The organism is Microcoleus sp. Pol1C5 (assembly GCF_036701115.1).
In the GTDB taxonomy this organism is placed as follows: Bacteria; Cyanobacteriota; Cyanobacteriia; order Cyanobacteriales; family Microcoleaceae; genus Microcoleus.
This window is the reverse complement of the sequence record NZ_JAUBQE010000053.1, coordinates 1-22,765: the sequence shown is the minus strand read 5'-3', so window position 1 is coordinate 22,765 and position 22,765 is coordinate 1. Positions and strand designations below refer to the sequence as shown.

General features: G+C 46.2%; 24 protein-coding genes and 1 pseudogene. 17 read left to right on the top strand and 8 right to left on the bottom strand.

Annotation, left to right across the window (positions count from 1 at the left end; translation table 11 throughout):
* Nucleotides 1-132: 132 nt before the first annotated feature.
* The 4 genes from bioA (at nt 133) to QUA23_RS24750 (ending at nt 4,280) form a co-directional block, all read left to right on the top strand.
* The gene (gene bioA, locus QUA23_RS24765; RefSeq protein ID WP_333074893.1) at nt 133-1,437 is read left to right on the top strand and encodes an adenosylmethionine--8-amino-7-oxononanoate transaminase; all 1,305 of its coding nucleotides are present in this window, start codon (nt 133-135) and stop codon (nt 1,435-1,437) included.
* A 17-nt stretch (nt 1,438-1,454) separates the two neighbouring features.
* Nucleotides 1,455-2,498, top strand: coding sequence for a biotin synthase BioB (gene bioB / locus QUA23_RS24760; protein WP_333074892.1), 1,044 nt, complete (start codon nt 1,455-1,457; stop codon nt 2,496-2,498).
* Between the two features lie 333 nt (nt 2,499-2,831).
* The gene (locus tag QUA23_RS24755) at nt 2,832-3,443 is read left to right on the top strand and encodes a class I SAM-dependent methyltransferase (RefSeq protein WP_333074891.1); all 612 of its coding nucleotides are present in this window, start codon (nt 2,832-2,834) and stop codon (nt 3,441-3,443) included.
* Between the two features lie 162 nt (nt 3,444-3,605).
* Nucleotides 3,606-4,280 (top strand): SDR family oxidoreductase, encoded by a 675-nt coding sequence (locus QUA23_RS24750; protein ID WP_333074890.1) that lies wholly within the window; start codon nt 3,606-3,608, stop codon nt 4,278-4,280.
* 141 nt (nt 4,281-4,421) lie between these two features.
* Here QUA23_RS24750 and QUA23_RS24745 read toward each other — a convergent pair whose 3' ends face one another.
* The gene (locus QUA23_RS24745; RefSeq protein WP_333074889.1) at nt 4,422-4,901 is read right to left on the bottom strand and encodes a hypothetical protein; all 480 of its coding nucleotides are present in this window, start codon (nt 4,899-4,901) and stop codon (nt 4,422-4,424) included.
* Between the two features lie 82 nt (nt 4,902-4,983).
* On the opposite strand from QUA23_RS24745, the gene petN reads away from it, so the two are divergent.
* The 4 genes from petN to QUA23_RS24725 all read left to right on the top strand — a co-directional run bounded on the left by petN (nt 4,984) and on the right by QUA23_RS24725 (nt 6,276).
* Nucleotides 4,984-5,073 carry a cytochrome b6-f complex subunit PetN gene (gene petN, locus QUA23_RS24740; RefSeq protein WP_071883976.1) on the top strand — a complete coding sequence of 30 codons (90 nt, stop codon included), beginning with the start codon at nt 4,984-4,986 and terminating at the stop codon, nt 5,071-5,073.
* A 90-nt stretch (nt 5,074-5,163) separates the two neighbouring features.
* The gene (locus QUA23_RS24735) at nt 5,164-5,763 is read left to right on the top strand and encodes a DJ-1/PfpI family protein (protein ID WP_333074888.1); all 600 of its coding nucleotides are present in this window, start codon (nt 5,164-5,166) and stop codon (nt 5,761-5,763) included.
* Nucleotides 5,760-5,996, top strand: coding sequence for a DUF167 domain-containing protein (locus QUA23_RS24730; RefSeq protein WP_333074886.1), 237 nt, complete (start codon nt 5,760-5,762; stop codon nt 5,994-5,996). Before QUA23_RS24735 ends, QUA23_RS24730 begins: the two co-directional genes overlap by 4 nt.
* Before the next feature lie 91 nt (nt 5,997-6,087).
* A complete protein-coding gene (locus QUA23_RS24725) occupies nt 6,088-6,276 on the top strand; it encodes a CsbD family protein (protein ID WP_006631016.1) in 189 nt (62 codons plus the stop codon).
* 271 nt (nt 6,277-6,547) lie between these two features.
* Here QUA23_RS24725 and QUA23_RS24720 read toward each other — a convergent pair whose 3' ends face one another.
* The 4 genes and pseudogenes from QUA23_RS24720 to QUA23_RS24710 form a co-directional block, all read right to left on the bottom strand.
* Nucleotides 6,548-6,802, bottom strand: coding sequence for a DUF4926 domain-containing protein (locus QUA23_RS24720; protein WP_333074885.1), 255 nt, complete (start codon nt 6,800-6,802; stop codon nt 6,548-6,550).
* Between the two features lie 154 nt (nt 6,803-6,956).
* Nucleotides 6,957-7,085, bottom strand: a pseudogene (locus tag QUA23_RS31155) (hypothetical protein); the annotation flags it as partial.
* Nucleotides 7,086-7,465: 380 nt separating this feature from the next.
* Nucleotides 7,466-9,448, bottom strand: a complete 1,983-nt coding sequence (locus QUA23_RS24715; protein WP_333074884.1) for a calcium-binding protein — start codon at nt 9,446-9,448, stop codon at nt 7,466-7,468.
* A gap of 463 nt (nt 9,449-9,911) precedes the next feature.
* Nucleotides 9,912-11,045: a cob(I)yrinic acid a,c-diamide adenosyltransferase gene (locus QUA23_RS24710; RefSeq protein WP_333074883.1), complete on the bottom strand. Its 1,134-nt coding sequence runs from the start codon at nt 11,043-11,045 to the stop codon at nt 9,912-9,914.
* A gap of 227 nt (nt 11,046-11,272) precedes the next feature.
* Between QUA23_RS24710 and fraC the strand changes: the two genes are divergently transcribed.
* The 5 genes from fraC to QUA23_RS24685 all read left to right on the top strand — a co-directional run bounded on the left by fraC (nt 11,273) and on the right by QUA23_RS24685 (nt 15,807).
* A complete protein-coding gene (fraC, locus tag QUA23_RS24705; RefSeq protein WP_333074880.1) occupies nt 11,273-11,791 on the top strand; it encodes a filament integrity protein FraC in 519 nt (172 codons plus the stop codon).
* Nucleotides 11,792-11,796: 5 nt separating this feature from the next.
* Nucleotides 11,797-12,795, top strand: coding sequence for a DUF5357 family protein (locus tag QUA23_RS24700; protein WP_333074878.1), 999 nt, complete (start codon nt 11,797-11,799; stop codon nt 12,793-12,795).
* 213 nt (nt 12,796-13,008) lie between these two features.
* The gene (locus QUA23_RS24695; RefSeq protein WP_333074877.1) at nt 13,009-13,782 is read left to right on the top strand and encodes an ABC transporter permease; all 774 of its coding nucleotides are present in this window, start codon (nt 13,009-13,011) and stop codon (nt 13,780-13,782) included.
* A 356-nt stretch (nt 13,783-14,138) separates the two neighbouring features.
* A complete protein-coding gene (gene larE, locus QUA23_RS24690; protein WP_333074875.1) occupies nt 14,139-14,966 on the top strand; it encodes an ATP-dependent sacrificial sulfur transferase LarE in 828 nt (275 codons plus the stop codon).
* Between the two features lie 175 nt (nt 14,967-15,141).
* Entirely contained in the window at nt 15,142-15,807 is a 666-nt protein-coding gene (locus QUA23_RS24685) for an SGNH/GDSL hydrolase family protein (RefSeq protein WP_333074873.1), read from the top strand.
* 129 nt (nt 15,808-15,936) lie between these two features.
* Here the strand turns inward: QUA23_RS24685 and QUA23_RS24680 are convergent, their stop codons facing one another.
* Nucleotides 15,937-17,781, bottom strand: a complete 1,845-nt coding sequence (locus QUA23_RS24680) for a polysaccharide biosynthesis/export family protein (protein ID WP_333074872.1) — start codon at nt 17,779-17,781, stop codon at nt 15,937-15,939.
* 333 nt (nt 17,782-18,114) lie between these two features.
* Between QUA23_RS24680 and QUA23_RS24675 the strand changes: the two genes are divergently transcribed.
* On the top strand, nt 18,115-18,810 hold the full coding sequence (locus QUA23_RS24675; protein WP_333074870.1) for a class I SAM-dependent methyltransferase: 696 nt from the start codon (nt 18,115-18,117) through the stop codon (nt 18,808-18,810).
* A gap of 16 nt (nt 18,811-18,826) precedes the next feature.
* Here the strand turns inward: QUA23_RS24675 and QUA23_RS24670 are convergent, their stop codons facing one another.
* The gene (locus QUA23_RS24670; protein ID WP_333074869.1) at nt 18,827-19,180 is read right to left on the bottom strand and encodes a DUF4864 domain-containing protein; all 354 of its coding nucleotides are present in this window, start codon (nt 19,178-19,180) and stop codon (nt 18,827-18,829) included.
* Nucleotides 19,181-19,226: 46 nt separating this feature from the next.
* The gene (locus QUA23_RS24665; RefSeq protein WP_333110550.1) at nt 19,227-19,595 is read right to left on the bottom strand and encodes a hypothetical protein; all 369 of its coding nucleotides are present in this window, start codon (nt 19,593-19,595) and stop codon (nt 19,227-19,229) included.
* Between the two features lie 321 nt (nt 19,596-19,916).
* Here QUA23_RS24665 and QUA23_RS24660 point away from each other — a divergent pair, with 321 nt between their 5' ends.
* From QUA23_RS24660 to QUA23_RS24650, 3 genes are all read left to right on the top strand, one after another.
* Nucleotides 19,917-20,555, top strand: a complete 639-nt coding sequence (locus QUA23_RS24660; protein ID WP_333074865.1) for a histidine phosphatase family protein — start codon at nt 19,917-19,919, stop codon at nt 20,553-20,555.
* A gap of 145 nt (nt 20,556-20,700) precedes the next feature.
* The gene (locus tag QUA23_RS24655) at nt 20,701-21,468 is read left to right on the top strand and encodes a YebC/PmpR family DNA-binding transcriptional regulator (protein WP_190738112.1); all 768 of its coding nucleotides are present in this window, start codon (nt 20,701-20,703) and stop codon (nt 21,466-21,468) included.
* A 122-nt stretch (nt 21,469-21,590) separates the two neighbouring features.
* Nucleotides 21,591-22,706: a hypothetical protein gene (locus QUA23_RS24650; protein WP_333074863.1), complete on the top strand. Its 1,116-nt coding sequence runs from the start codon at nt 21,591-21,593 to the stop codon at nt 22,704-22,706.
* Nucleotides 22,707-22,765 lie beyond the last annotated feature (59 nt).

Here is a 22,765-nt window from a genome sequence, read left to right as displayed (position 1 = left end):
TTGTTTGAAGGAACCGCGAAGACGCTAAGGACACGAAGGAAGAGAAGAAGAAATAAGAAAAAATAAAAAGTTTATAAGTGAGTTAAACTTGCTATATTAAAATACGACTTAATATTAGTTTGATTGGTAAAAATGACTGCGAATCAGGAACATAATTCTTCAACTTCACCGATTTGGCAGCCCTTCACGCAAATGAAAACGGCTGCCCCGCCAATGAAGGTAATTCGCGGCAAAGGATCGGTGCTGGAATTAGCAGACGGGCGGCAAATTCTCGACTGCATTTCTAGTTGGTGGGTGACTGTTCACGGGCACAGCCATCCGGTTCTGGCGGAGGCTCTTTACGAACAAGCCCAAAAGCTAGAACACGTAATCTTTGCGGGGTTTACTCACGAACCTGCCGAGAAACTCGCGAGTAAACTACTAACTCATACGCCTGCTTCTTTAACGCGGATTTTCTTTTCTGATAACGGATCGACTGCTGTTGAAGTTGCTCTGAAAATGGCTTTTCAATATTGGCGCAATCTCGGAGAAACTAACCGCACTAGCTTTATTAGTTTTGAGGGAGGTTATCATGGCGATACTGTGGGCGCGATGTCTGCTGGGAGAAGTTCGCTGTGGTGGGAATCTTTTGCACCTTTAATGTTTGCTGGGGATGTTGTTCCTTTCCCGGCGACTTTTGATGGCGATGAGGAAGTGGAAAGCAAGGAGGCGGCGAGTTTGGAGAAATTGGAGTTTTTATTAAAGCAGGGCGGCTATGCGGGTATTTTTATCGAACCTTTGGTGCAAGGTGCCGGGGGAATGCGAATGTGCCGCCCTGAGTTTTTGCAGGATCTCGCACAACTTGCGGGCCAGTTTAATGTATTGTTGATTTACGATGAAGTAATGACTGGTTTTGGTCGCACGGGCGAACTGTTTGCCTCTGTTAAATCTGGAACGAAGCCGGATATCCTGTGTTTGTCTAAAGGATTGTCTGGCGGCTGTTTGCCAATTGCTGTCACAATGGCATCGGAGGATATTTATCAAGCTTTCTGGCGAGATGAACCGGACAAAGCTTTTTTTCACAGTCATTCTTACACCGGAAATCCCTTAGCTTGTGCGGTGAGTGTAGCATCCTTGGAGCTTTTGGAGCAAAACCCAAATGTGTATCAAGGGATGGAAAAATTGCACCGCCAATACCTGAATCAATGGCTGAGAAATCATCCTAAACTCGAACGGATTCGGACTTGCGGCACCATCGCAGCAATGGATGTGAAAACCGAAAGCGTTTCCGGTTATTTTAATGACATTGCTCCTGTATTGAAAGCCAGATTTCTCGAAGCGGGGTTTTTGCTCCGCCCCTTGGGAAATACGCTTTACTTGATGCCTCCCTACTGCATTTCTCCTGATGAACTCGAATCGATTTATCGGGCGATTCGTCAGGTTTTGGATACTCTGTAAACCCTTTAATTTTAGTAATGAATTTACCCAATTGGAACGATTTGGCTGACGAGGCGCTGGCGGGCAAATGTCTCTCTCGCGAGCAATCTTTAGCCGTATTGCGCGCACCGGATGAGGTTTTGCTGGAACAACTAAACGCAGCTTATCGGGTGCGCCGCCACTACTGGGGAAACCGAGTTAGGCTGCACTATTTGTTAAACGCTCAAAGTGGCCTTTGTCCTGAAGATTGCCATTATTGTTCTCAGTCAAAAATTTCGACTGCGGAAATTGAGAAATATCCGCTTTTAGTTAAGGATAAAATTCTAGATGCCGCCCAACGCGCAGCAGATTTAAAAGCTGGTACGTTTTGTTTGGTGATTTCGGGCCGCCAACCTAGCGCATCTACTTTCGATCGCGTTGTGGATGCTGTCGAGACTGTGAAGGCAAATTATAACCTAAAAATTTGCGCTTGTTTGGGATTGTTGAGCGAAGAGCAAACTCATCGTTTGGCTAAAGCTGGAGTCGATCGCGTAAATCACAATCTCAATACTTCCGAATCATATCACTCGGACATTTGCACGACTCACACTTTTGGCGATCGGGTTGAAACTGTCGAACACGTAAAAGCAGCGGGAATCACAACTTGTTCCGGCGGAATTTTGGGGATGGGCGAATCGGATGATGATGCGATCGATTTAGCGCTTTCGCTTCGCAAGTTGGGCGTTACTAGCGTGCCGGTCAACTTTTTCATTCCGATTCCCGGGACGCCATTTGCAGATGTGAACAGGTTAACTCCCCGCCAATGTTTGCGAATTCTCTGTTTGTTCCGATTTTTGCTTCCCAGTCAAGAAATTCGGATTGCTGGGGGACGGGAGGTGCATTTGCGATCGCTGCAACCTCTCGGACTCTACCCCGCTAATTCTATCTTTGTTGGCGATTATCTGACAACTCCCGGACAAGCTGCCCATCAAGATTGGGACATGATTCGAGATGCGGGATTTGCGATCGAATCCCCCGAAGGTTCTCTCTTAGAAGTTGATTCAGCAGTTACCAAACCCGAACAAAGAACCCTGGTTGTTTAACTCTTATACCAGGAGTCAATCGGATGAAATAGAGTAGGACACGGCAGTGCCCAAAGCGTGTCAACTTAACGTCAAACTTAGTACCATCCTGCTGTTTGACTATTAGGGTTCGATCCCCCCTAGCCCCCCTTAAAAAGGGGGGGACAAGAGTTTGATCAAAGTCCCCCTTCTTAAGGGGGATTTAGGGGGATCTAGACTAGGGTAAAACCGATATTTATCAAGAGTTTTAGCCTTAAGTGGACACCAATGGGGTTTTGGAGTGTCCCTACGGTTTACCTTCTAAAATCTCAAATCTCAAATCTCAAATCTCAAATCATACAAGAGGGGGAAATTGTGGACAAACGCGAAGAAATTACGATCGCAGAATACCAGCTAACTGCCGAATCTTTCCGAGAAGGAACTTGGCATCACGACGTATCCCAAAATCGCGAGGCATTGACCGCTGCTATGCCCCGCAATCCCGGTAAAATTCTCGATATAGGATGCGGCCCGGGACGAGACTTAGTAGCGTTCAAGAGCCAAGGACACACAGTTGTAGGCTTAGATGCAACTCCGGCTTTTGTAGAAATAGCTAAGAAGTTATCGGGATGCGAAGTTTGGCAGCAATCTTTTCTGAATCTCGACTTGCCAAAAGGAGAATTTGACGGTATTTTTGCCAATGCTTCCCTGATTCACGTTCCCAGCGACGAAATGGTGAAAGTGCTGCAAGATTTGCACAAAGCCTTAGTTGTTAACGGTGCAATTGTCATGTCAATGTGCCGGGGAAATTGGGAGGGATACGACGAGCGGCCAACGGGAAAACGCTATACTGCCGGATGGGAATATCATACTTTAGCGCCTTGTTTAGAACAAGCGGGATTTGCAATTGTCAATCACTACTATCGTCCCCCCGGCTTACCCCGCGAAGCTCAATCTTGGGTAGTAATGGTGGGCAGAAAAATATAACGTAAATTGGAAATTAGGAATCGGTAATTGCGAATTATTCCCCTCTCTTCCTCTGCGCTCTCTGCGGTTAAATAAAAAAACTAATTCACCAATTGACAGAGTATTGTTGTATAATCTACAGTCAAATAAACCACTTTCTGCACAAATTAAATCGCAATTAATATGACAGAGAAATTCCACATTTTTTTAGCGGGTGCTAGCCGAGGCGTAGGCCTAGAAATCGCGAAGTTGTTGGTAGAACAAAAGATGCAAGTAACTGCACTTTTGCGATCGCCCGCAACCAGCACAGAATTAGAAGCAATGGGGATCAAAGTCGTCACTGGCGATGCTTTGGATGCTGCCGCTATGGAAGTGGCGATGGCTGGCGGTGAGCCAATTCATGCAGTAATCAGCACAATTGGCAGCTTGCCAAAAGATAGAGAAAAATCCGATTATTTGGGCAACAAAAACTTGATTGATGCGGCTGCAAAAGCAGGCGTGCAAAAATTTATTTTAGTCTCATCCATCGGCAGCGGTAATAGTGTCGGCGCTTTGCCACCCCAAGCTTTAGAAACTTTGCGCCCGGTTTTAATTGAAAAGGAAAAAGCCGAAAATCATTTGATAGCAAGCGGGATGATTTATACAGTGATTCGTCCCGGCGGACTCAAATCGGAACCTGCAACGGGCAACGGTATTTTAACAGAAGATTGTCGAGTTTCTGGAACGATTCACCGGGCAGATGTAGCGCAGCTAGTTTGTCAGTGTTTAGTTTCTGATGCTGCTAACAATAAAGTTTTGTCTGCGGTAGATAAACAGATGGTTTACGGCAATCCAGAATTTGAGGTGTTAAATCTTTAGGGGCGGGTTTAGCGCAAAATAAGCTGTTTCGCATCTAAATTGTATTTTTTGGGCAGGCTAGGAGCAACGCCCCACAATAAAATTGAACTTTTGTGGAACAGGCATCTTGCCTGTTCCTAAAAATGCTGCAAGATTTTGCACTCAAGAATCAAAGGGCTTAATCCACGATCGCCCGATCGCCCAATCCAAAAGCAAACCCGCGATCGCAAACAATACCACGCTCTCGGCGCTGCGAACCGCAAACGGCAATAACTCCTGTAGGGCGGGCCTTTTCCCGGGTTCAAAAAACAATCCAGCATCCAACTGTCCAAAAGCCCGCACCAACCCAAAAGCCAACACCGCACCAGATTTAAGCTGCGGGTTAACATCTCGGCGAATCGCATAGCGGTAAGTCACGCCGAACAAAAAACCGCCCAAAAGTGCGATCGCCCCTCTGAAGGCAAAATTTAGGTCAATTTCCCTTACCTGTAAACTCGCCAGAGAATCCAACCTATCCGCTAGAATTAAGCTATTACCAAGGGCGATCGCCCCAAAACCAAGCAAACAAGACAAAGCAGCAACGCTCCCTGCCTTCAAAGATTCTACCCGTTCAGCCGCACTAAAATTTGACGAATCCTTCACGGCGCCCTCATTTCAAAAATGGCTCAAATTGACTTATCATAAGGTTTGGAGTCACTTTGTACAGTTTGTTCAATAAATAGCTATGGATATTTTGTCACTCGGTTGGGTTTCGGTGCTAGTTCTGTTCTCCTTCTCAATTTCAATGGTCATTTGGGGACGCAACGGTTTCTAGATTCCAGAATAGCTTGCGGGGCAAGCTTTTTAACTGCCCCGCATTTTTTGAATCCTATTTAACCAAATCAAAATAACAGGAGTTGGAAACATGACAGCCAAAAAAATCTTAATGTTAGTCGGCGACTTTGTAGAAGACTACGAAGTAATGGTTCCCTTCCAAGCACTGCAAATGGTAGGTCACACCGTCCACGCCGTCTGCCCGGACAAAGTGGCAGGTCAAACAATTCGCACTGCAATTCACGACTTTGAAGGCGATCAAACCTACAGCGAAAAACCCGGTCACAACTTCACTTTAAACGCGACTTTTGACGAAATCAACCCGGCAGACTACGACGCTTTGATTATCCCCGGAGGACGCGCCCCAGAATACATCCGCCTCAACGAACAAGTGCTGCAAATTACCCGCTACTTTGCCAACAGCAAAAAGCCGATCGCATCTATTTGTCACGGCTTACAGGTTCTCACTGCAGCAGGCGTACTCGAAGGCAAACGCTGCACCGCATACCCCGCTTGCAGCCCTGACGTACTCCGGGCCGGCGGCAAATATACAGAAGTTCCCGTTACCGAAGCCGTAGTCGATGGCAATTTAGTCACCGCCCCCGCGTGGCCAGCACATTCTAACTGGCTGGCTGAATTCCTGAAAGTTTTGGGAACGAAGATCGAACATTCAGAGAAAGTCGAAGTGTGACTATTTTCACAGTCAAAGTTAAACCGAATTCCAAACAGCAAAGCATCGCAGAACAACCCGACGGCAGCCTCACAATACATCTCAAGTCGCCGCCCGTTGATGGTAAAGCGAATCAAGAATTAATTGTGCTGTTGGCGAAAAAGTTTAAAGTGCCGAAATCGGCGATCGGCATTAAATCCGGTTTTTCCTCCAGAAATAAACTTGTGGAAATACCGAGCGAACCTTTAACATAGAAATAAAGGTAATAACAAATCTATCTAAAGAGGGATATAGACTCAACTTTAAAATCATATATTAGTATTTGTAGAGTTAGAATATAAAATTATGAGCATTGAAAATAGAGTCGAAGCCACAGCGAAGAATATTGAAGGCAAAATCCAAGAAGCTGCTAGCGAAGTTACAGGCAATCAGAAAGATAAATTAGAAGGTCAAGCCAAGCAGGATGAAGCATCAGCAATTCACCTGAAAGAAGACCTCAAAGATAAAGCAAAAGAAATTGTAGACAAAGCTTAGTAACTGTATTCCCTACAAGTTTCCTGCCTACTAAATCCCGCAAACGATATGTTTGCGGGATTTTTTTATAATGAGCCTAAATCATTTGTACCAATATCTTGGGGCAGGTTTTACCAACCATAATTGCCCAAAACTAACCATCTCATAAACCCGCCTCCCCCCAGCCCAAAATTCAGAATTAATTGAATTTAACGGTTGGGCGACGATGCTTAATCGGGGTTGTTTGTTGGGTGGGGGCGGGTTTATCAACATTATTGGTGCGTGGCAAAATTCATCGGCGAACCGCCCCTACAGATTCTAGTAATTCATAATGCAAAAGCATTAATTTTGTGGTGGGAATTGTTTCCATTCCATAAGTTGTGTCACCTTGATGAGAAAATTCTACCTCCAAAGCACTGCCATCAAATTCCACCACGACTGTTCCTATTTCTCCTTTATATAATTTAATGATTTGTTTTGTTTCAAAATGGATAGCTTTTAAATCTTCAGTTAAAGCAACAATATCAAGATTTTTAATTGTTTTCATTGTTTTTACCTCACTTTTTTACGGGATAACAACGTGTTAATATGGGAAAATTTTCACCTGCGCGGACGATTCAAGCTGCTAGAATCAGAGATTCATCTACTTCGGTTTTCAGCAAGAATTTCATGTTGTAATGTGTTCCGTATTTATTGTTTTTTTAAATAACAACATCTTCGTTGATAGCAGCTTTTTTTAAAGCCTGTTTGAGCATTTCAGCATTTTTTATGGTAATGTCTAACTTACTGGCAAACAAAACAGCTTTATTTTTTCCTTCTTGATGATTATGATTTAAAGAATATTATTCTATTTTATTGCCTAAATCTGTTAGATGACTATTGGACAGTTTCACTATTAATAACTGTTTTTGAAGAATAAAATAGAATATTAGTCTGCTACGATAATCGACTTTTACTCAAATGTCAATTATATCGTCTTTGAGTTGGGTGGCTAGTTTATCAACATTATTGATGGGTGGGAAAATGGATCATCGGTGAATCTGCCCTTCCTTTCAATACCCAATGCCCAATGCCCAATCCCCGATCGCCAATTCCCAATGCCAATAAAAAAGCCAGGGATGGATATCCCCAGCTCGAAACAAAGCACTATTTGTTTTGAGAGTTGGCGCGGGCGATGTTTCAGCATCGACCCGACCCACTTTTACCCAAATTAAATCAGGGTAATGTCAGCAGCCGTAATGCCCGGTCTGCCATTCAGAACTGCCAGTGTAACGCCTGGGTCAGAACCACCAAAACCGTCAGAGTCAAATCCTAGTCGTCCAGTTGAATTTTCATAAAAGACGAACGGCTCTGTCGGGCCGGCCCCGGCTGGACCAAAACTGCTGTTGTAAGACCCACTCTCAATCGCCAAGAACGCCTGCGAAGAAATTCGATTCGTATTTGGCACTACCCTCAAGTTGGGGAAGCCGTTGGAGCCATTGATTTGGAAGATAAACTTGTCTTGGCCTATCGTAAAATCGCCGATTTGGTCTGTGTTAGTACCCACTGCGCCTTCGCCGAAGTTGTTGTAGTAGAAGCTGTCATTGCCACTGCCACCAATCAGCGTGTCAGGACCCGGCCCGCCTCCGAGAGAGTCGTTACCGTCGCCGCCGATCAAATAGTCGCGACCAAAGCCGCCCAGCATGGTGTCGTTTCCGGCACCGGCATTTAAGGTATCGTCCCCGGCTCCTCCGAGGGAGTCGGTAGCATTGAATGAGTCGCCGAACAGGATGTCATCGCCGTTACCAGTAGTGACCACATCAGTGCCGTTGCCACCAATAATGAAGTTGCTGCCTAAGGTATCGGTAATCAAGTTGGCGGCTGTGCCGCTAAAGGTGACGCCGCTAGCGTAGGAGATGAAGTCGTTACCCGCAAAGTTGCCGATCACGCGATCACGCGCGCTGCCAAAGATGATGGTGTCACTTCCCTCGCTACCGTTCATGAGGTTGGTGACGGTGAAGCTGCTGCCAGTAGTAGGATTGGTGTAGCCAATTAACAGATCGTTGCCCAGCCCGCCTTCGAGAGTAATCACAGCACTACCAGTACCAGCAAGAAAGGCCCTGGTAGCATCGATAGTATCGTTGCCATCTCCACCGGCTGCGTTAGTAAATGTACCGCTCAGGCTGTCGTTGCCTTCGCCGCCAATCATCGTATCGCTGGAGAAGGCAGCGACGATCGTGTCATTGCCTACTCCGCCGTCGAGCAAGTTGCGACCCGCGAAGCCTGAGAATGAACTGGAGGCGCCTACGCTCGAAATTACATTCGGCACCGACGCGGACACGATGAAGTCGTCGCCTGCACCTCCCAACGCAGTATCCGAAGTGGCAAAAACGTTGATCGTGTCGTTGCCGTCGCCGCCTTCAAAGAAGTTTCTGCCGCCGCCAAACTCGCCGATCGCCCCGGTGATAGAATCGTTGCCGCCACCACCAATCAAGCTGGTTCTCTCAATTCCGATCGTGATGACCGAGGAAGTAAATGGGCTGCTTTGCGTACTGTTGGTAATGAATAAGATGTCGTCGTCAAGATCGCCCGACAGGTAGCTGTTGCTGGCGACACCTCTTAGGGTGTCGTTGCCTCTACCGCCAAAGAGACTGTCTCTTACATTGATACCTACAACTAAGTCGTCGCCCAAATCACCCCGCAAGTAGTTGCTGCCTTCATTGCCAGCGAAGCCAATACCCAAACCACCGTCTAAAGAGAGGTTGTTGCCACCGCCTGCGATGAAGAAGCCGATCGCGTCATTGTCCTTACCGCCGTAGAGGGAATCTCCTCTCTGCGCCCCTCCCAGCATCGTATCTGCGCCCTGATTACCAAACATCAGGTTAGCTTCGACAGTACCTTGGAGGATGTCTTCTCCCTCGCCGCCTGCCAGGGTAGCGCGGGCTTCAGCGATTATGGTGTCCGAGCCTGCGTCGCCAAACAGCAAAGCCGGAGTCCGCTGAGATCTGATTGAATCTTCGTCGTCGCCGCCGTATATGGTATCGTTCGGGCCAACTGAAATCAGAGTATCGTTATCGCCTTGGCCAAATATTAAGCTGCCGCCCAGGGTGGAAGTTCTAACGAAATCCGCCCCCTCTCCGGCGAATACTGTATCCGGCCCTAGTCCCGGAAGGTTTAAATCTAGTTGATTAGGATTGTCATCTAACGTTGTCATAAAGCTTCACTCCTCTACTTGTTGGTCATCGCTGGTGCGACTACAGACACTGCCTAGAACACCGAATGTTTGGATTCCGCTGTAGTTTAACCTGTTTGCCAGCCGCAAGTCTAGCCTACTGGCGTTAACCCTGTCTAGACTTTCTCCCTCGCGGTTTTTTTGCTTGTAAGCTTTTATTTTCAAAGTCTTCACCCTTTAATAATCCTGGTGCACTGTCTCAGGTGCTCACGCTCCATAAGACGCGGCTCATATTCTTAATGTTCCACTCTGGATTTGCGCTCGGGGATCGCGTCCGGGGGAGGAAATTAAAGATTAAAAAAGGCAGATCTGGGTGATCGGGAAGACAAGGGAAATTGGGAGATTTGTTACTTGGTACCAAGGCTTTGTGGCAATTTCCGGTTTTCCAGGCAGGGTCGTCATTTAATAATTCTGACCCGGATTGAACTGCGTACCGCTCCGGGCTTTAAAAGTCTACGCCCCGCTTTAGTTCTACGCCCCGATCGCCGTAGTGTTTGTGACAGTATACCTCGGAGTGTACGCTTGCCAAGTCAAAGTAAGCATGGGGTTTGTGGCAACGCCCGGTGATAATAATTTCTGTATCCCGCGGCTTGCGTAGCAGGGCTTCGACGATCGGCTCTACCGGCAGCAGTTCTAAGTCTACTGTGGGATTGAGTTCGTCGAGAATAATCGTTTTGTACCAGCCGCTGGCGATCGCACATTTGGCGATTTCCCAGCCGCGTTCTGCTTCTATGCAGTCTAGCTCTTGCTGTTGCCCCCGCCAAACTATAGCATCTCGGCCGCACCGCTGGTGGTCTACTAACTGTGGATAGCTTTGGCGCAAAGCGGAGATCGCCGCATCTTCTGTATAACCGGTGCCGCCTTTTAGCCACTGCACGATTAACACCCGGTGAGATTGGTCTTGACTGATACCTCTACCTATTGCCTGCAAAGCTTTGCCCAAAGCGCTTGTAGACTTGCCTTTGCCCGCTCCGGTGTATATTTCGATACCCGAAATATGATGCTCTGCCGCTGCGGGGTGATAGTGGGGCTTCATTTCTGAATGCAAGTCGGCAATCTCCAGCAAAGCTTCCGGGGCCGCTCGGCCTGTGGCGATGACTTCTAAATATTCTGGTTTGTTTTTGAGGGTTTGGACTACTTCGTCAACTGGCAGCAAACCCAAGTCCAATACGGGGTTTAGTTCGTCTAGTACCACGACGGAATAGAGCTCGCTGGCGATCGCTCCTTTGGCGATATCCCAGCCTCGCTGAGCTTCGGCGCGATCGAAGCGGGTGATTGCTTCGCTCCCAAAATATTCGGCTCTGCCGGTACGCACTTGGTCGATCAAGTGGGGAAATGCCCGTTGCAAGGCTTCTATTGCCCCGTCTTCGTCGTAGGAGCGGCCGGGGCCTTTGAGAAAGCGCAGCAACAAGACTCGCGTGGGCGAGTCAGAATTGATACCCAGCCCGATCGACCGCAACACTACTCCCAAAGCTGCCTGAGACTTGCCTTTACCAGCGCCGTCGTAGACGTGAATCTGACCCGCTGCGCGTTCCGATCGGGATGAGGCTGTCCGAATACCAATGCCATTCCTTACCATAATCAGCAGTTGTTTGAGTCTGTATCGGGGTGGGTATTCGATCGCGCGCCTTGAATGTTTAATTTTTCCATTCTGTTGGCGGATCTCAACAGATTATACGATAAGTTCTAACCCCCAATCTTTTAAGCAACGATTTAACGCAATCAGGGACTCAAACCTCCGGTTAAGATTATTCCGCTTGTGCTGTACAATTAAAATCTAACACGGACTGATATACCTAAAGGCTTATGATTGCGAGTGTTTTCCCATTTCGAACTGTTTTGGTGCAAATTTTAATTATGTTTTTGGCGATCGCGATCGAATCGTGGTTTTTGCAAAAACTACTTAAACTCGGCCCCAAAACCAGCATTGAATATACAGCCATCCTCAATCTATCTTGCACTTGCGTAGGCTGGTTAGTTTTCTTCGGTATTGAAAGCGTTCTTAGCAAAGAATTGCGGGAACAGCTTATCGGTTATATTTTATTAGGACGTGCGGATAATGTTTACGCTCCAATAACTATGATAGCACTCTCAGTATTAGCAGTAACTTTTCTAGCTAAATGGCAGGGATTAGAATTCATAGAGAACATGGTTTCTGGCAATAAAAAAGCTTCCAAACCTCAGTTTTTAGGACCGCCAACCCTCACCCGCCGTGCTCCCAAAAGAACTTTTCAAGTAACTACCCAATTTGGGGGAATTTTAATCGCTCACATTGTTAGCAATGTCGTTATTTTAACCGTGTTGTTTTTGCAAAGCGTCTATTGAAATTTATGATGAAGCAATTTTTGGATGTCACTCAGCAAATCACTAAACTGACGAACAACCTTTGGGAAACCAATAAAAAAATCCAAAAGGCGATGATTCCGCCTAAAGTTGTCCACTGGAAGACTCCTTTACTGCTCAGCATCTTTTTAGCTTTGCTGACAGTGGCGGCAGTCACTGACTGGCGGACGAGAACTCTTCTTTTTGATATGAGCTGGTTATTTTTTACACTTTCAATGGGTTTGCTGACCAGTCAGCAACCTTTTGTGATTAAAGGAGTAAGTCTGAGTCCGTGGGTGACAAGCATCTTAATTGGCTTGTGGTTGCTGGTAAGATTGCCGTCGGATAGGAAGGAAATAGCATGGATATCCGGCCCACTTATAGCAGTAGTAGTTCTGGCGACAATAGAGATTTGGAATAGCGAGTCAAAACGGGAAGGTATCAGGTCATTGGTGCGCCCTCAGTTTTTGATAATTACTCTAGTTCACCTGCTGTTTTCATGTTGGTTTGCTTTTCACTTTTTAATTCAAGGTTGGATACGACAGTACCCGAGCGTTTTATCCCAGGATTTGAGGCAAAGCGATTATGTGGTGACATTTCAACAGCCAACTATTAATCGTTCCAGAGGAGTTGTTATCCTCAATGAAATGGAGCGATACCTGCGAAATGAAGCCCGCACAAAACCGTGGGCGCAAGTAGAGCAAATGTTAATAGATATTGACAACGAGCGATTTTTTCTGCGGAATCAAGCCTTAAAAACAACTGGGGTAGTCGCAGAAGATGCGAGGTGGGATGTCAAAACTTCGATCGTCCAAGGAGAGTCCCGCTATCAGTTAGAGATGCAGGCAACTTGGCTGGGATTGGTTTTTAGACCGGAAATATATTCGTTTACCAAATCTTGCGAGGTGTTCGCCGTAGCCAATAGGGCGACTGTAACCTGCGGTGCAATCAAACGCTCTCAACCCGGACAGCGAAAAGATGGAACGGCGGGGGACAGTCAAGTTTGATTCTGTCTCTGTTAACTAATTGCGATCGGTATAGCGGGAGAGTGAGAGAGTCTGAGAGTCGGAGCGTCTGAGAGCCTGAGATGGAAAAAATCCTCTTTCTTCCCTCTTCCCTCTTCCTTCTTTTTACTCTGAGCGAAGCCAAAGAGCTTTCTTCCTTCTTCCTTCTTCCTTACACTAAAGTATGGCGAAAGTTTTCAGCGGGTTAATAACTAGATGAATTTGAGAAGAATCTTGACAGTCGCAACCAATGTATTTTGGGAAGTAATTCGCGATCGCATCTTTTACTTAATTATTATTTTTGCTCTGTTGATGGGCGCATCGGTACGGTTGATACCGGAATTGGCGGCGACAACCGAAAAGAAAATTATCTTAGATATCGGTTTGGCTGCTATGAGCCTCCTCGGTCTAATTGCCACAGTCTTTGTGGCTACCGGACTGGTCAACAAAGAAATTGAAAAACGGACTGTTTATCTGTTAGTTGCTAAACCGATAAGTCGGGCGGAGTTAATTGTGGGCAAGCACTTAGGGCTGTCGGCGGTGCTGGCGGTGCTTGTAGCAGCAATGACTGTTATCTATCTGGCTATTCTGAGTTTGAGCCACATTCCTTTCCCTTTGGAAAGCATTTTAATCGCTTCGTTGTTTGTCTGGTTTGAGCTGTGTCTCATGGCCGGTGTCGGGATTTTATTTGGGGTTTTTAGCAGTTCGCTGCTGGCAACTTTACTGACATTTGGCGTTTATTTAATGGGACATTCGACGCGGGATTTAGTTGCTTTGGGCAAGTTAACTAAAAATCCTGGCCTTGAACAACTGATGATGGGACTATATCTGGTTTTGCCGGATTTAGCCAGATTTAATTTGAGAAACGATGCTGTTTACGGACAAGTTCCTTACTTGGCAGGTTTGATTACAGATGCTGGCTACGGTTTGCTGTATGTGGTGCTGCTGTTGTCAATTGCGATCGCCATATTTTCCCGTAGGGAATTTTAAAACGCGCCTGCCCTACTTTCAAAAGTTTGAGTATATCTATCAAATTATCACGCTAAAATATCAAGGAGGCGATCGCTCATAAATCTCGACTAAAACTCAAACTTTTAATTGATCCCGAATAAGCTGTTCTGTATTTAAATAGTACCTTTGGGCGGGCTTTTCTGCCCTCCCCACAAGATCGGGACTTACGCATCGGGGCCCAGAAACCGGGTTTTGTACCGAATCTGCGGTCTACAACGCGTCTTTTCGTAAAAAAAACCGTTTCTAAACAATCGTGCGTAAGTCCTAAAGATGTTCAAGAGAAATCACCCTGGAAATTAGATTGCGATAGCTTAGCAGTAACAATAATTGAAATTATGTTAGTGGAAAAACTCGAACGATTAAAAGATATTTTCGCACAAATGGAACGGGCTTTGATTGCCTACTCCGGCGGAATTGACAGCACTTTGGTGGCAAAAATCGCTTTTGATGTGTTGGGCGATCGCGCTTTGGCAGTGACAGCAGTTTCCCCGTCTTTATTGCCAGAAGATTTAGAAGATGCGCGCATTCAAGCAGCAGAAATTGGCATTGCCCACCAGGAAGTAGAAACTCAGGAAATGGCAAATCCAAATTACACTTCCAACCCGGTTAACCGCTGCTATTTCTGCAAAAGCGAACTGCACGATACTTTGAAACCGCTAGCACTAGCAAAGGGTTATCCTTACGTGGTGGATGGGGTGAATGCTGACGATTTAAAGGATTACCGTCCGGGGATTCAGGCGGCAAAGGAACGCGGCGCGCGATCGCCCTTAGCAGAAGTAGGAATCACTAAATTTGAAGTGCGGCAGTTGGCAAAAGAATTGGATTTGCCTTGGTGGGACAAACCTGCTCAACCTTGTCTGAGTTCGCGCTTTCCTTACGGCGAAGAAATTACAGTTGGAAAGTTGCAAAGAGTGGGGCGCGCCGAACGGTATTTGCGGCAGTTGGGACTGAAAAATTTGCGAGTGCGATCGGACGGAGATACGGCGCGCATTGAGTTACCGGCAGAGGAGATTCGGGAGTTTGTGCTAAATACGGATTTGCCTGCATTGGTGGCGGTGTTTCAGGAGTTTGGTTTTATGTACGCAACTTTGGATTTGGAGGGGTTTCGCAGCGGCAAATTAAATCAGGTTTTGCAGCAGGAGTTGTTGGGGGCGAAAGATTGATTAATTATCATGAAAAGACGATCGCAATTTCGCTAAATTTGCATAAATCCTGACTGTTGGTTAAAGGAATAGCATAAACTATGCTAGCAGCAAGAGTAGCAAGTTTTATGAAAGTTAAATTTAGGTTATTTCCGTCCTGTTGGCTTTGTTTTTATCGGCGTATATCCCCTTTCTGGTGTTAGCTAACCCGCAACCTTCGGGTGATACAGTTAGTTCTGCGCTGTGGTGGCAAGTTGCTGTGTACAATCAGCTACAACAAATTAAAGATCGGCAATATCAAGGTTGTGTGTGGGGCGATTCTATTTCCTCGGCTCTGGGAGACTCTTTTGGAGCAGAAAATTTTAATTTTGCGATCGGAGGGATGAGTTCAGTCTCGCTGCTAGAACAGCTTAAACTTGTAGTGCCGCTTCGATTTACCTGCGAAAAAGCGATTGTGGCGATCGGCACAAATGATGCTATGTACGGCATTAGCGATGAGCAGTTTGTCAGTAATTTAAAAGAGGCGATCGCCGTGATGCGATCGATCGGAACAAAACAAATTATTCTGATTCCTGCTTTTTACTCAACTCTTGCCGCCAGCTACAATCCTAAATTAGCAGGAACAATTGCTAGAGTTGACGAAATCAATGGTCTCATCAATCGAGTAGCAGCCGCTGAAAATGTGACTGTTGAATCTCGCGGCATACAAGCATTGTTTAAGGAACAAGCTCTCAATGCAGATTTAACAATTGACGGTGTTCACCTCAATGCTAAAGGTTTAGATATATACAGAAAAGTTGTGTTAAATATTTTGAATGGTCTATTAACAACTCGCAATTTTTATGAGATAATATGTGTTTAAATTATTACTTTAAATTCCTTCCTGACTTGAATCGTGTGTTTTGAACTCAACGACCCTAATCAATTTTGTTGCAGGGAGGACTGAAGTCCTCACTACAAACTTATAAGGGTTATTTTACCTGACTAGATATCAAGGAGTAGTTGTCGTAGTTTGTGGCTGCATTTGCTGCGGCTGCTGATTTTGGAGCTGAAGTTGCTGCTGTTGAATCTGAAGCTGCTGATTTTGCAGATCGATTTGTCGCTGTCTGTCTTCAAGTTGCAGTCTTCTGTCTTCTGCTTCCTGCAATCTATCTTGACGTTGTAGCTCTCTTTCTAGCAGTCTGTCTTCACGTTGCTCTTGTCTGTCTTGACGTTGTTCGCGGATCTGTCTGAGCTGATTTCGCCGCTCGAAATCTCCTCCCAAAAATAAGTTTTGAAAAGCGTTGATAGTTGCTTGAAACCCAGTAAGAACGCCACTAACAGCGCTGACCCCACTTGCAACTCCTGTTATTGGCTGCAAGAAACTGTTGATATTGTCTCCTACCCTAGCATAGCCCGATCGCGCTACCAGAATCACATCGTCGTTGCGGAGAGTGGGGTTATTATTAGGATTCAACCCTTGAGCAAAATCCACCTCGATCGTGCGGCGAGAAACAGTACCGTTGGGGTTCAAACGCAATAGTTCTACCTTGTCTTTTTTAGCCCGCAATTGATTGAAACTGCCTGCGGTCAGCAAAGCTTGGTGCAGGGATGTACTAGGCCGCACCTGCAAAGCCCCAGGCCTAATTACTTCTCCTACAATATTGATGCTAATCGCGTTCGGAGAAAAACTGCTATTTGCGACTTGAGAAACTTCAGCTAAGTCTACAGTAGCCGCAGTCGGGATAATTACGCTATCTCCTTCTTGCAGCAAAATATCTTGAGTGGCGTCGCCTTTTTGCAGCAAATCCCACAGATTTACCATGATAGTTTGTTCATTGCCACCTCTGACTCGACGGCGGATTTGCACGCGGCGAATGTCAGCTTCTGTAGTGATACCACCAGCAATTTTCAGTGCTCTAGTTATTGTTGGTAAGCCTACAACTGCTCCTTGCTGTTGGTCGATAGATACAAAACTCAACTCGGTTTGTTGGTTGCTCGATCGCACATCCGAAGCAAATACAGTATAAGGCCCCGGCCGGTTTACTTCCCCGACAATTACCACGCCAATTGGTTTAGTAATATCAGCGGAAAAATTAGCACTGGCTCTTTGACGAACTTCTTGAGTATTCAGAGCCCTTGCTGTGGGTACAAAAATTGTATCTCCATCTCGAATGGTGACATCTTGACGCAAATTTCCCGTGTCTAAAAAATCCTGCAAATCAACATTAGTAACTTGCTCCGGCCCGCCTCTGCGGGGACGACGAATTTGGACATTTCGCATATCTCCTGCTGATGTCACCCCTTGTGCAAGTTGCAGCATTTCCATCAAAGTCGGGAATTTTACTCCTCCTCCTTCTCTAGTGGGATTAATCTTGTAGGAACCGGGGCGAGTAACTTCACCCGCCAGACCTATATTTAGGGGGCGAGCGACGATCACTGTCACGGTAACAACGGGAACATTGATGAAAGGTTCGTATCGCTGGGTAATCACATTAGCGGCTTGTTGCAGGGTCAACCCTTGAATTGATACGCTGCGAATGATGGGCAAATTGAGCGTCCCGTCAACTAACACTTGATATTCCTTGCTGAATTCAGGAACGCCGAAGATATCTAAAGCAATGCGATCGCCCGGGCCTAAAGTATAAGCTGCTTCTGGTGTCAGCGAACCTGAATTGCCACTCGCCGGCAAACTCGAACCCGCAGGTGGCGGAGGCGGTACTCTCGGTTGGTTTGGGTTCCTAGCAGGCACAGGATTTCTGACGGCAGGCAACTGAGCGATACTGGGCAGCGAACTCAATAGCACCAGGAGTGCTGACAAACTCAGACTTGTAGCGGTTTGAACGGTATGTTTCATCTTTCTTCCCTGGTTGCAGCCTGCCAATGAACAAGAGCGATTTAGCTAGTGGATTTTAGTTTATTTTCCCTGCTGTCCAGTGTAGCCTCGCTTCGCTGCAAAATCCACAGGTGGAAACATAAAAATTGTGCGATCGCACTTAACTATTTTGCCCCTTGTGTGTAAAGAAAGTGTAAAGCCCGCCAACTGTTCTCAGGATTACGATCTCGTTTGAGAAAAATTCTTCATACATAACCCGGAATACAAATCAACCCGCCACAGAAAGGAGATAGGAAAAAACCACCCTGATTTGAGGTAAAATATGAGATAATTCTATCTGCGGGACAAAGACAAGTGTCACTAAAATTGGATAAAGTAATTCCCTGGGGACGCTGCTTGGATGAATACATAGGAATGTTTAGCTTGACATCAAGTGACCTCAAGCTAGAAATTCTTGATTGTGCGGGCGGCCCGGCGAGTTTCAATGCCGAAATGACTCGCCAAGGTAAAAAGGTAATTTCTTGCGATCCAGTGTATCAGTTTACTGCGGTGGAAATTGGCGATCGCATCCAAGAAACATATCAAACTGTGATTGACGGTGTTAAAGCCAATTTAGACGGCTATCTGTGGAACAATTTTGAATCGCCGTACCAGCTAGGCGAAGTGCGAATGAAGGCGATGCAGGAATTTTTAGAAGATTTTCCATCAGGCTTGCAGCAAGGCCGATACATTAATGCTGAGCTGCCAGTTTTGCCTTTCGAGAACGGTAAATTCGATTTAGCTTTGTGCAGCCATTTCTTATTTGCTTATTCTCACCTGCTGTCCGAAGAATTTCATCTGGAAGCAATTACAGAAATGTGTCGGGTTGCGAAGGAAGTCCGGGTATTCCCTCTATTGCAGAGTTTTAGCGGTGAGGAATCCGATCACTTAAATCCGATTATCACAGAATTGAAAAAGAGAAATTTTAGTGTAGAAATTCAAGAGGCTCCTTATGAGTTTCAAAAAGGCGGGAATAAGATGCTGCGAGTTAGCAACAAAAGCTCAGCATAAAAGTAAGCCTAATTTATTAGGCTGTTATGGAAACCAAATAACAGCCATTAATTCGCCAACTATTATCAAACTGTTTTTCCATGAGATAAATGGCTCGGATTGGGATGCCTTCCGAGTCCAGCAACAGCACCGGCTGAGCGGGAATTCCTTCTACAGTGGCGAGGTTTTCAAATAATACCGATCGCGGACGGTAAACAGCTTCATAGGCAATTTTTACCATGTGCATAAAGTTTTCGGCTGTGCGAAACTGCTGCTGAATTCCGGGACTGGCAAAGGAAAAAGCCCCAGCAGCATCGTCTTTTTGAAATGCTTGCAGTTGCTGTTCTACGACTGAGCGAATGGTAGCGCGATCGCTATCAGTAATGTGCATAATTAATTTTGATAAGAAAGTGCTGTTAGGGCTGGGCGCGTCCAAATTACTGAGGGCATGGCAATTCGCGATCGCTCCCTAGACTATCTGCCCATTGCTTAACCCGATCGTGCCCCATGCCCGTCTTGTTTGTCTGGTAATCTTGCAAGGCTGCGAGACTCTTGGCGATCGTTTCTTCTTCACCGACGGGTTGAAACTCGTTTGCTGTGTCAATTTCTCCAGTAATTCTAATCAAAAACCGCAGAGCTTTATTTACAGCTTCAGAATCGGGAAACATCTCTGCAACATCCGGTTCTAAACGAATATTTACACCACCAAAGGTCTTTCGTCCAGAGCCTACCCTTCTTACACGCAACTTCCTCAAATCATATTCCGACCGCAGATCATCGTCCATCCCTGTTTCATCCTTATTCATAAACTTATCGTCCACTCGTGTTACTTTTAGGGCGCTAATCATAGGAAAAAAATCTGCTTTTTCTGTATACGAGACTATCAATAAATTACATTGCTAGGAGTCTCCAACAATAATATAGCGAGCTTCTTCATCAGAGCGATCCGGAGCTGAGAAATCGACGTAGAGGGGATGGTCACAAACCGTTCTGGCTTCCTAAAATGAGATGCCATTCTGGGACAAATTTACTGCAGCCTTGTTTTCATCCCACTCGAATTTCATAAAGCTCCCTAATCAGCATCTTTGATATAATATTACATCAAGAAGCCAAATTCAAACCAACTCATGCCACAAACAGTCTGGATCGCACGACACGGAAACCGCATCGACTTCGTTAACCCCGACTGGTTTCTCAGCGCAGAACGCCGCTACGATCCCCACCTTTCCGAAGACGGTCACGTTCAAGCCAAACAACTCGCTAATCGCCTCAAAGGTGAAGGAATTTCTCATATTTTTGCTTCCCCTTTTCTGCGAACAGTCCAAACAGCAAATCATGCGGCCGAAGCTCTTAATTTGTCAATTAAATTAGAGTGGGGACTGTGCGAATGGCTGAATCCGGAATGGATGACAGAAATGCCGGAAACTGAGTCCGTCGAAGCTTTGTGCAGGCGTTTTCCCAGGATTGATGCTTCCTACAAAGGCGGTATTGCTAATTATCCCGAAACTGGGGAAGCTTGTCTCAAAAGGGCGGGGGAAACGGCTAAACGCCTCGCGGCTGAGTTCCCCGAAGATATGTTATTGGTAGGTCACGGTGCGTCGGTTTTAGGAACTGCGATCGGGCTGGCGGGCTGTGCTGAAACGGAAATTAACGCTTCTTTGTGCTGTTTGGTGAAAGTGGTGCAGGGTGAGGGAGAATGGTCGATCGCACTTAATGGCGATACTTCTCACCTGACTGACTCTGAAACCGTGATCCGGTTTAATTAAAGTTGAGATTCGTGCGAAAAATCGCATTTTATGCTATGTGTGTAAGGTGCGCCGAGGTGCACCCTACATTAATCTGATTAGTCCGAATCTGGGTGTTATTGTTTAATCTCGATCGCACATTTTAAATCGAAAATCTAAAATAGGTATGGCTGGACACAGTAAGTGGGCGAATATTAAACGCCAAAAAGCTAGAGTTGATGCCGTTAAAGGCAAGGTTTTTGCTAGAATATCTCGCGAAATTATTGTCGCGGCCCGCAGCGGAGTTCCAGATCCCGCTGGGAATTTTCAACTGCGGACGGCTATAGAAAAAGCGAAGGCGGCGAGTATTCCTAATGAAAACATAGAAAGGGCGATCGCCAAAGGTGCTGGCTTAGCCGGGGGAAGTTCGGATTTAGAAGCTATTCGCTACGAAGGTTACGGCGTTGGCGGAGTTGCTATTCTGATTGAAGCGCTGACAGACAATCGCAACCGCACCGCGGCTGACTTGCGAGAAGCTTTTACTAAAAATGGCGGCAACTTGGGCGAAACAGGTTGTGTGGGCTGGATGTTCGACCACAAAGGAGTTTGTACTGTACGCGGCCCGATTGATGAGGAACAATTGTTTGAAGCGTCGCTAGAGGCGGCTGCGGAATCTTATGATTTGATATTAATTGATGAGGATACTGAAGGTGCAGAGGTATTTACAAGCGTGGCTAATTTGGAACAGTTAGCTGATGTTTTGAAACAAAAAAAATTTGCAGTTTTGCAGTCGGAAACTCGCTGGATTCCCAGCAATACAGTGGAAATAGACACTCCTGAAAAAGCTCGATCGCTCCTTAAGTTAATGGATGCACTGGAAGATTTGGACGACGTGCAAAGTGTGACGGCGAATTTTGAAATGACAGATGAATTGATGTCTTCGGTCATGGTTTAATGGTTGAAAGATGAGGGATGGGGAGCGTCCTGCTGGCATTGCAAAAGACGAAAAATCGCCAGCAGGACGATCGCACGGCACTATTACCAGGAAACGAATCCCCATCTGTATGCTAGGGGGGAGTGTCAATCCAACGCATTGCTGAAAAAGCTGCATTGAAAATCTCAACCCACAGTAAACCCATGCTAGATAGCAACGAAAGGAAAATAGACAGCACTCACTCAGAAGAAGTTCTCTCAGCAACCGAAGTATCCGAAACGAACGATATATCCGAATCGGAGGTGCAGGTTGAACCAGGGGATAAATCCAATTGGTTCGGTTCCGTTTTCGGAGCCGTCTCTGCAACGGCGAGTGCGGTAGGGAGTGCGGTAGGCAATGCCGGAAGTGCGATTGTTAATACTGCGAGTGTGGTGGGGAATGCAGCAGGCAGTGCTGGAGATGCGATTGTTGTTAATACCGCGAGTGCGCTAGGCAATGCCGGAAGTGCGATTGTTAATACTGCGAGTGCGGTGGGGAATGCAGCAAGCAGTGCTGGAGGTGAGATTGTTGTTAATACCGCGAGTGCGGTTGGTAATGCGGTAGGCAATGCCGGAAGTGCAGCACTCCAATTTCCCAATTTTTTTGGTTCAGCTTTTGGTTTGATTTCCCAAAGTCCTATCCTGAAAAAACTCACTGAAAATTTCAAAATTGATTGGTTAGTCAGTGCGATCGATAAAGTTGATGTCGTGAATGCCGAGGCGCAAGTTCGAGAGTTGCAGCGCCAATATCCTCACGAGAAACCTCAAGAAATCGCACATCGCTTAATGGTGGAAAAAGCCTTGCTAGCGGCAGGAAGTGGCTTGGTTAGCAGTTTAGTTCCGGGCGCAGCTTTGGCATTTGCTGGCATGGATTTAGCTGCAATGACGGCGTTATCCGCCGAGTTGGTTTATCAAATAGCTGCCGCCTATGGAATGGATTTGCAATCGAGCGATCGCAAAAAAGAAGTTGTCGCTATTTTCGGTTTATCCTTGGGGAGCAATTTAGCGATCGAAGCTGGAGTTACCCTTGTCAGCAATATTCCCTTGGCGGGTGCGGTAATTAATGCTAGCGCCAGTGCGACAATGATTTACGCGCTGGGATACGGTGCTTGTCGGTTTTATGAAGCGCATCTCGATTCCTCGAAAATCGAAACCAAGCTCGAAGATTTACAAGAGGTATTGCAAGCGGAAAGTGAGCAATATTTAGGGCTTGCTGAATAAGTCCAAAAAACTCAAAAAAGTTCGAGCGCGCTATTGCCCGCCCACGCTCAACATAAGTT

Bases quoted from the DNA above. Each gene is read 5' to 3' on its own strand.
- QUA23_RS24660 (WP_333074865.1), top strand. From the start codon at position 19,917: ATGCCACAAACAGTCTGGATCGCACGACACGGAAACCGCATCGACTTC.
- QUA23_RS24715 (WP_333074884.1), bottom strand. From the start codon at position 9,448: ATGACAACGTTAGATGACAATCCTAATCAACTAGATTTAAACCTTCCG.
- bioB (WP_333074892.1), top strand. From the start codon at position 1,455: ATGAATTTACCCAATTGGAACGATTTGGCTGACGAGGCGCTGGCGGGC.
- QUA23_RS24665 (WP_333110550.1), bottom strand. From the start codon at position 19,595: ATGAATAAGGATGAAACAGGGATGGACGATGATCTGCGGTCGGAATAT.
- QUA23_RS24700 (WP_333074878.1), top strand. From the start codon at position 11,797: ATGATGAAGCAATTTTTGGATGTCACTCAGCAAATCACTAAACTGACG.
- QUA23_RS24725 (WP_006631016.1), top strand. From the start codon at position 6,088: ATGAGCATTGAAAATAGAGTCGAAGCCACAGCGAAGAATATTGAAGGC.
- QUA23_RS24670 (WP_333074869.1), bottom strand. From the start codon at position 19,180: ATGCACATTACTGATAGCGATCGCGCTACCATTCGCTCAGTCGTAGAA.
- QUA23_RS24680 (WP_333074872.1), bottom strand. From the start codon at position 17,781: ATGAAACATACCGTTCAAACCGCTACAAGTCTGAGTTTGTCAGCACTC.
- bioA (WP_333074893.1), top strand. From the start codon at position 133: ATGACTGCGAATCAGGAACATAATTCTTCAACTTCACCGATTTGGCAG.
- QUA23_RS24735 (WP_333074888.1), top strand. From the start codon at position 5,164: ATGACAGCCAAAAAAATCTTAATGTTAGTCGGCGACTTTGTAGAAGAC.
- larE (WP_333074875.1), top strand. From the start codon at position 14,139: ATGTTAGTGGAAAAACTCGAACGATTAAAAGATATTTTCGCACAAATG.
- QUA23_RS24655 (WP_190738112.1), top strand. From the start codon at position 20,701: ATGGCTGGACACAGTAAGTGGGCGAATATTAAACGCCAAAAAGCTAGA.
- QUA23_RS24695 (WP_333074877.1), top strand. From the start codon at position 13,009: ATGAATTTGAGAAGAATCTTGACAGTCGCAACCAATGTATTTTGGGAA.
- QUA23_RS24750 (WP_333074890.1), top strand. From the start codon at position 3,606: ATGACAGAGAAATTCCACATTTTTTTAGCGGGTGCTAGCCGAGGCGTA.
- QUA23_RS24710 (WP_333074883.1), bottom strand. From the start codon at position 11,045: ATGGTAAGGAATGGCATTGGTATTCGGACAGCCTCATCCCGATCGGAA.
- petN (WP_071883976.1), top strand. From the start codon at position 4,984: ATGGATATTTTGTCACTCGGTTGGGTTTCGGTGCTAGTTCTGTTCTCC.
- fraC (WP_333074880.1), top strand. From the start codon at position 11,273: ATGATTGCGAGTGTTTTCCCATTTCGAACTGTTTTGGTGCAAATTTTA.
- QUA23_RS24720 (WP_333074885.1), bottom strand. From the start codon at position 6,802: ATGAAAACAATTAAAAATCTTGATATTGTTGCTTTAACTGAAGATTTA.